This window comes from Streptomyces sp. ActVer (genome assembly GCF_027270795.1).
Taxonomy (GTDB): Bacteria; Actinomycetota; Actinomycetes; order Streptomycetales; family Streptomycetaceae; genus Streptomyces; species Streptomyces umbrinus_A.
This window is the reverse complement of the sequence record NZ_JAPWHT010000529.1, coordinates 1-6,639: the sequence shown is the minus strand read 5'-3', so window position 1 is coordinate 6,639 and position 6,639 is coordinate 1. Positions and strand designations below refer to the sequence as shown.

The following is a 6,639-nucleotide window of genomic DNA, read 5'->3' as shown; positions in this document are numbered from 1 at the left end:
ATCTGGGTGACGCCGTGCCGCTCGACGCGCTGCAGGATCTCGGCGCCGTCGACCTGTCGGAGCACGATGTGCCGGCCGCCGACGCCCGTGACGCCGTACGGCATGCCCCAGCCGTTCGCGTGGAACATCGGGAGCGTGTGCAGATAGACGTCACGGTCGCTGATCGTGGTGTGCAGCCCGAACACGGTCGAGTTCAGCCACAGATTGCGGTGCGTGAGCTGAACTCCCTTGGGGCGGGCGGTCGTTCCGGACGTGTAGTTGACGCTGGCCGTCGCGCTCTCGTCCGGTGCGGCCCACTCCCGCGGTTCCGTGTCGTGCAGGAAGAGGTCCTCGTCGTCGCCGAGGACGAACTTGTGCTTGACGTCGAGCGTGTCGAGCACGTCCGCGCAGGACGCGTCCGCGTAGACGACCGAGGCGCCCGAGTGCCGGACGATGTAGTCGATCTCCGGCTGGGTCAGCCGGAAGTTCACCGGCACCAGGACGCGCCCCCAGCCGGAGACGCCGAAGAACGAGGTGAGCAGCCGCGCCGAGTTCTGCGAGATCACCGCGACCCTGCCGCCCACGGGTACGTCCAGTTGGTCGAGCTTGGCGGCCTGGGCGCGGGCGAGTGCCGCCAGCTCCCGGTAGGTGGGTTCGCCGAGGCTCGGCCCCGGCTGCTCCGGTTCGTCGACGACGGCGACGCGGTCCGGATAGACGTGGGCCGCACGGTCGAGGAAGTCACGGACGGTCAGCGGGTAGTACACGACAGCACCTCCGGGGTCGGTGATGCATACGTACCTACCCCGGCGTTGCGCAATGCCACCAGCGGCCACTACTGTCCAAAGTGCCTAATCAATTAGTTACCTAAGAGGTGGCAGATGAATCCCTTCCGCAAGGCGGTGGAGGACGGCGACCACGCGGCCGTCGTCGACCTGCTCGCCGAGGACGTCGTGTTCACCAGCCCCGTGGTGTTCAAGCCGTACGCCGGAAAGCCGATCACCGCGGCGATCCTGGGCGCGGTCATCGAGGTCTTCGAGGACTTCCACTACATCCGCGAGATCGAGAACCCGGACGGCCGGGACGTCGTTCTCGTCTTCGAGGCGCGGGTGGGCGACCGCGCGCTCCAGGGCTGCGACATCCTGCACTTCGACGAGGACGGCCACGTCGACGAGCTCACCGTCATGGTCCGCCCGCTGTCGGCGGCGCAGGCGCTCCAGGCCGCGATGGCGGCCCGGTTCGAGGCCGTCGAGAAGCAGGCGTCGGGCGCGTCCTGACCGGCCGGGGTTTAGCCTGATCTCCTGCCACGACCAGGAGACGCACACCCATGACCACCCCCCATTCCGAGACGGTGGACGAACCGGCGGAACTCCGCGCGCCCGCCCGGCGTCCCTCGGTCTGGCGGGGGCAGGGTCCGGCCGTGGTGGCGGTCTCGGTGGGTGGCGCGATCGGGGCCTCGGCGCGCTATGGGGCCTCGCTCCTGTGGCCCACGCACACGGGCGGCTTCCCGTGGACCACGTTCTGGGTCAACGTCGTCGGATGTTTCGTGATCGGCGCCTTCATGGTCGTGATCACCGAGGTGTGGGCGGCCCACCGGCTGGTACGCCCGTTCCTCGGCACCGGAGTGCTCGGCGGCTTCACCACCTTCTCGACGTACGCCGTCGACATCCAGAGACTTGTCGACACGGGCCACCCCCGCACCGGCCTCGCCTATCTCGCCGCGACCCTGGTGGCGGCGCTCGCGGCGGTCTGGCTCGCGGTGACGGCCGTGCGGCGGGTCCTGGCGTGGCGGCGGCGCCGATGAGCGGCACGGACATGGAGGCGGCGATGACCAGGCTGACGGGCAAGGCCCTGCGGGTGACCGTCTTCATCGGCGAGAACGACACCTGGCACCGCAAGCCGCTGTACTCGCAGATCGTGCACCGCGCACGCGCGGCGGGACTCGCCGGAGCGAGCGTGTTCCGGGGCATCGAGGGCTTCGGCGCGTCCTCGCTGATCCACACCACGCGGCTGCTGTCGCTGAGCGAGGACCTGCCGGTGGCCGTCGTCATCGTGGACACGGAGGAGCGCGTACGCGCCTTCCTGCCCGAGCTCGACGAACTGGTGGGGGAGGGGATGGTGATCCTCGACAGCTGCGAGGTGATCCGTTACGTCGGCCGGGAGGAGCCCGCCGGTGAACCCGGTGACACGGGCGGGAAGGGTAAGAAGTCGTTGTGAACTGGGTGCTGGTGATCGTCGGCGGCATGGTCGGTGCGCCGCTGCGCTATCTCACCGACCGCGCGGTGCAGTCCCGCCACGACACGGTCTTCCCCTGGGGCACCTTCACCGTGAACATCGTCGGCTGTCTGATCCTGGGCACCCTCACCGGCGCGGCCGTGGCCGGAGCGGCCTCCTCGCACCTCCAGCTGCTGCTCGGCACCGGCCTCTGCGGAGCGCTCACCACGTACTCGACGTTCTCGTTCGAGACCCTGCGGCTGACCGAGGACGGGGCCCGTCTCTACGCCGCCGCCAACGTGATCGCGAACGTCGTCGCGGGACTCGGTGCGGCGTTTGCGGGTGTTTCGGTGGCCGAGGCTCTCTGGGCTTAGCCCCTGAGGTCACACCTGGGCGTAGTAGGACTGGCCCCGCCGCGGGTGGCGTACGGCTGCCCGCGCCCCAACCGTCCCCCGCAGTCCCGTCCGCCCACCAGAACTGGATCCCATGAGCGCCATCTCCGTCGGTCAGGCCGTCGTTCTCGGAGCCGTCGAGGGGGTGACCGAGTTCCTCCCCGTCTCCTCCACCGGCCATCTCAAGATCACCGAGGGGCTCATGGGCATCCCCGTCGACGACAACGCCGTCGTCGGCTTCTCCGCCGTCATCCAGGTCGGTGCCATCGCCGCGGTGCTGGTCTACTTCTTCAAGGACATCGTGCGGATCGTCTCGGCCTGGTTCCGGGGCCTGCGGGACCCCGACGAGCGCTACCACCACGACTACAAGTTCGCCTGGTGGGTGATCTGCGCGACGATCCCGATCGTGGCCGTCGGCCTGGCCGCCAAACCGCTGATCGAAGGCCCGCTCGCCTCGCTCTGGGTGGTCGCGGGCTCCCTGATCGTCGGCAGTGTGGTGATGTGGGCGGCGGACCAGATGGGGCGGCACAAGCGCGGCGAGGACGACACCTCGTTCAAGGACGCGATGCTGGTGGGCAGTTCACAGATCCTGGCGCTGCTCTTCCCCGGCTTCTCCCGCTCCGGCGCCACCATGTCCACCGCCCTGATCCTCGACCTCGACCGCGTAGCCGCCACCCGCCTCTCCTTCTTCCTCGGCATCCCGGCCCTCACCGGCGCAGGCCTCTACGAACTCAAGGACGCCCTGGGCGCGGGCACCGGCGCGCTCCCACTGGCCGTGGGGACAGCAGTGTCCTTCCTGGTGGCGTACGCCTCGATCGCGTGGCTGCTGAGGTTCGTGGCGAAGCATTCCTTCAACGCGTTCGTGATCTACCGGATCATCATCGGGTTGTTGCTGTTCGGGCTGCTGGGCGCCGGGGTCCTCTGATCGTCCGGGCGGGCGGGGCCCGCGGGCCCCGTCTCACGCCCCGGGCCAGCCCTTGACAGTCACCTCCCGTTCCCCGCAGGATCACCCCCGTGAACCTGTCAGACAGCCAGACAGCTGGCTCGGTGCCGAGGCGTATCAGCGCCATGGAAGCGGTGCTCGGGCACCTTCGTGGTGCCATTGAGCGCGGTGAGTACGCCGTGGGGGACAAGCTGCCCTCCGAGGCGGAGCTGTGCCGGCGGCTGGAGGTCAGCCGGCCCGTGCTGCGGGAGGCGCTCCGGGCCCTGCAGACGATGGGGCTGACCGTGTCCCGGACCGGCAAGGGCACGTTCGTCCTGTCCAACGGACCCGTCGAGGACCCCACCTTCGGCGACTACGCGGCCAGTGACCTGCTGGAGGTCAGGCGGCACGTCGAGATCCCCGTGGCCGGATACGCGGCCGCACGCCGGACACCCGAGGACCTCGACCACCTGGCCCATCTGCTGGAGCGGATGGAGCGCGAGACCGACACCACCGCGTGGGTGGCCATGGACACGCTCTTCCATCTCGCCGTGGCGCAGGCCGCGCAGAACCCGGTCTTCCGCCGCGTGATCGAGGAGATCCGGGACGCGCTGGCCCGCCAGTCGGCGTTCCTGAACGAACTCGGAGGCCGCCGCGAGCAGTCCAACCGCGAGCACCGCGCCATCGTCGAGGCCCTGATCGACGGCAGCGCACACGACGCGACCGAGGCGATGGCACATCACCTCGACCGCGTCGAGACGACCCTCACCGCGATCGTGCGCTCCGAGCACGCGGACGGCGCGGACACTCCCACGGAAGGCGGACCAGAAGCGTGAGCGAGCAGTCCCTCGAAAAAGAGACAGGGCAGACACGGAAAGCCGCTGTTCACGTCGACGCCGGTGACGCGGGATACAGCAAGTCCCTGAAGTCCCGGCACGTCAACATGATCGCCATCGGCGGCGCCATCGGCACCGGTCTCTTCCTGGGCGCCGGAGGCCGCCTCGCCGAGGCCGGACCCTCGCTCTTCATCGCGTACGCCGTCTGCGGTGTCTTCGCCTTCCTGGTCGTCCGCGCCCTCGGCGAACTCGTCCTGTACCGGCCCTCGTCCGGCGCCTTCGTGTCCTACGCCCGGGAGTTCCTGGGCGAGAAGGGCGCGTACACCGCGGGCTGGATGTACTTCCTGAACTGGGCGACCACCGGCATCGCCGACATCACCGCGGTCGCCACCTACACCCACTACTGGGGCATGTTCTCCGACATCCCGCAGTGGGTGATCGCCCTCATCGCGCTCGCGGTCGTGCTGACCGTGAACCTCATCTCCGTGAAGATCTTCGGCGAGCTGGAGTTCTGGTTCGCGATCATCAAGGTCGGCGCGCTCGTCGCCTTCATGCTGATCGGCATCTTCCTGCTGGTCACCCAGAACCCCGTGGACGGGTCCACCCCCGGCCCCTCCCTGATCACCGACAACGGCGGCCTCTTCCCCAACGGCCTCCTGCCGATGCTGCTGATCGTCCAGGGCGTCGTCTTCGCCTACGCCTCCGTCGAGCTGGTGGGCGTCGCGGCGGGCGAGACCGAGAACCCCGAGAAGATCATGCCGAAGGCCATCAACTCGATCATGTGGCGCGTCGGTGTCTTCTACGTCGGCTCGGTCCTGCTGCTGTCGATGCTGCTGCCCTGGAACAAGTACACCGCCGGAGAGAGCCCGTTCGTCACCGTGCTCTCCAACATCGGCATCCCGGCCGCGGGCGGCGTGATGAACCTCGTCGTGATGACGGCCGCCATGTCCAGCCTCAACTCCGGCCTCTACTCGACCGGCCGCATCCTGCGCTCCATGTCGATGTCCGGCTCGGCGCCGAAGTTCACCTCCGTGATGAGCCGCAGCCAGGTCCCGTACGGCGGAATCCTGCTGACCAGCGGTATCTGTGTACTCGGCGTCGGACTCAACTTCGTCGTCCCCGCCGACGCGTTCGAGATCGTGCTGAACTTCGCGGCGATCGGCATCCTCGCCACCTGGGGCATGATCATGATCTGTCACCTGCAGTTCTGGCGGAAGACCGAGGACGGCGAGCTGGACCGCCCGAGCTACCGCCTCCCGGGCTCGCCCTGGACCGAACTCGTGACCCTCTTCTTCCTCGCCTCCGTACTGGTCCTCATGTACGCGGAGGGAGGAGCGGGCCGCACCACGGTCCTCTGCCTGCCGCTGATCGTGGCCGCCCTGGTCGCCGGCTGGTACGGCGTACGCCGCCGGGTCGAATCGATACGGAAGCCCGAGGTGGACGCATGACCCCCGGAGCCCTCGCCGACTACGGGTGCTCGCTCGCCGCGGCGCCCTCGATCAGGGAACCGCTGCACGCGCCCGTCGCCCATCTCGTACGCGGCGGAGTCATCGAAGGCATCCACTACGGGTCGGTGGTCGTGCTGGCCGCCGACGGCAGCGTGGAACTGCAGATCGGTGACATCGAGGCGGCCTTCTACCCCCGCTCGGCCCTCAAGCCGGTGCAGGCCGTGGCGATGCTGCGGGCCGGGCTGCCGCTCGACGGCGACCTGCTCTCGCTGGCCGCCGCGAGCCACTCGGGCGAGGAGCGTCATCTAGCAGGCACCCGGCGGATCCTGGAGCTCGCCGGACTCGCCGAGGACCATCTGCGCAACGTCACCGACATGCCCTTCGACCCGGTCGTCCGCGAGGACTGGATCCGCGCCGGGCGACTGCCGTCCCGGCTCGCGCAGAACTGCTCGGGCAAGCACGCCGCGATGCTCTACACGGCACATCTGAACGGCTGGTCGCTCGACGACTACCTCGACCCCGCGCATCCGCTCCAGCAGGCGATCGCGGAGATCGTCGAGGACCTGACCGGCCAGGCCATCGCCCGGGTCACGGTCGACGGCTGCGGCGCCCCACTGTTCTCCGTCTCGCTGCACGGGCTCGCCCGCGCCGCCGCCCGGATCACGACGGCGCCGCCCGGCACCCCCGAGGCACGCGTCGCCGGCGCGATGCGCGAGCACGCCGAGGTGGCGTCCGGCACCGGCCGCGACGTCGCCGGGCTGATGCGGGCCGTACCGGGCCTGCTCACCAAGGACGGCTTCGAGGGCGTACAGGTCGCCGCGCTCCCCGGCGGCCGGGCCGTCGCCGTGAGG

9 protein-coding genes are annotated in these 6,639 nt (G+C 69.5%); 8 read left to right on the top strand and 1 reads right to left on the bottom strand.

Annotation, left to right across the window (positions count from 1 at the left end):
* The coding region (locus O3Q52_RS46430; RefSeq protein ID WP_269654510.1) for an AMP-binding protein at positions 1 to 743 on the bottom strand (743 nt) is incomplete at its 3' end.
* Between the two features lie 114 nt (positions 744 to 857).
* On the opposite strand from O3Q52_RS46430, the gene O3Q52_RS46425 reads away from it, so the two are divergent.
* From O3Q52_RS46425 to O3Q52_RS46390, 8 genes are all read left to right on the top strand, one after another.
* Positions 858 to 1,253 carry a nuclear transport factor 2 family protein gene (locus O3Q52_RS46425; RefSeq protein WP_269654509.1) on the top strand — a complete coding sequence of 132 codons (396 nt, stop codon included), beginning with the start codon at positions 858 to 860 and terminating at the stop codon, positions 1,251 to 1,253.
* Between the two features lie 50 nt (positions 1,254 to 1,303).
* Entirely contained in the window at positions 1,304 to 1,780 is a 477-nt protein-coding gene (gene crcB / locus O3Q52_RS46420; RefSeq protein ID WP_269654508.1) for a fluoride efflux transporter CrcB, read from the top strand.
* Positions 1,781 to 1,803: 23 nt separating this feature from the next.
* Positions 1,804 to 2,193, top strand: a complete 390-nt coding sequence (locus tag O3Q52_RS46415; protein ID WP_269654507.1) for a DUF190 domain-containing protein — start codon at positions 1,804 to 1,806, stop codon at positions 2,191 to 2,193.
* A complete protein-coding gene (gene crcB, locus O3Q52_RS46410) occupies positions 2,190 to 2,564 on the top strand; it encodes a fluoride efflux transporter CrcB (RefSeq protein ID WP_269654506.1) in 375 nt (124 codons plus the stop codon). Before O3Q52_RS46415 ends, crcB (O3Q52_RS46410) begins: the two co-directional genes overlap by 4 nt.
* A 112-nt stretch (positions 2,565 to 2,676) precedes the next feature.
* On the top strand, positions 2,677 to 3,507 hold the full coding sequence (locus O3Q52_RS46405) for an undecaprenyl-diphosphate phosphatase (RefSeq protein WP_269654505.1): 831 nt from the start codon (positions 2,677 to 2,679) through the stop codon (positions 3,505 to 3,507).
* 89 nt (positions 3,508 to 3,596) lie between these two features.
* A complete protein-coding gene (locus tag O3Q52_RS46400; protein WP_269654504.1) occupies positions 3,597 to 4,340 on the top strand; it encodes a FadR/GntR family transcriptional regulator in 744 nt (247 codons plus the stop codon).
* On the top strand, positions 4,337 to 5,788 hold the full coding sequence (locus O3Q52_RS46395; RefSeq protein ID WP_269654503.1) for an amino acid permease: 1,452 nt from the start codon (positions 4,337 to 4,339) through the stop codon (positions 5,786 to 5,788). Before O3Q52_RS46400 ends, O3Q52_RS46395 begins: the two co-directional genes overlap by 4 nt.
* On the top strand, positions 5,785 to 6,639 hold an 855-nt coding region (locus O3Q52_RS46390), incomplete at its 3' end, for an asparaginase (protein WP_269654502.1). The genes O3Q52_RS46395 and O3Q52_RS46390, both read left to right, overlap by 4 nt.

Excerpts from the sequence above, each read along its gene's own strand:
- O3Q52_RS46425 (WP_269654509.1), top strand. The coding sequence starts at position 858 with ATGAATCCCTTCCGCAAGGCGGTGGAGGACGGCGACCACGCGGCCGTC.
- crcB (WP_269654508.1), top strand. The coding sequence starts at position 1,304 with ATGACCACCCCCCATTCCGAGACGGTGGACGAACCGGCGGAACTCCGC.
- O3Q52_RS46415 (WP_269654507.1), top strand. The coding sequence starts at position 1,804 with ATGACCAGGCTGACGGGCAAGGCCCTGCGGGTGACCGTCTTCATCGGC.
- O3Q52_RS46405 (WP_269654505.1), top strand. The coding sequence starts at position 2,677 with ATGAGCGCCATCTCCGTCGGTCAGGCCGTCGTTCTCGGAGCCGTCGAG.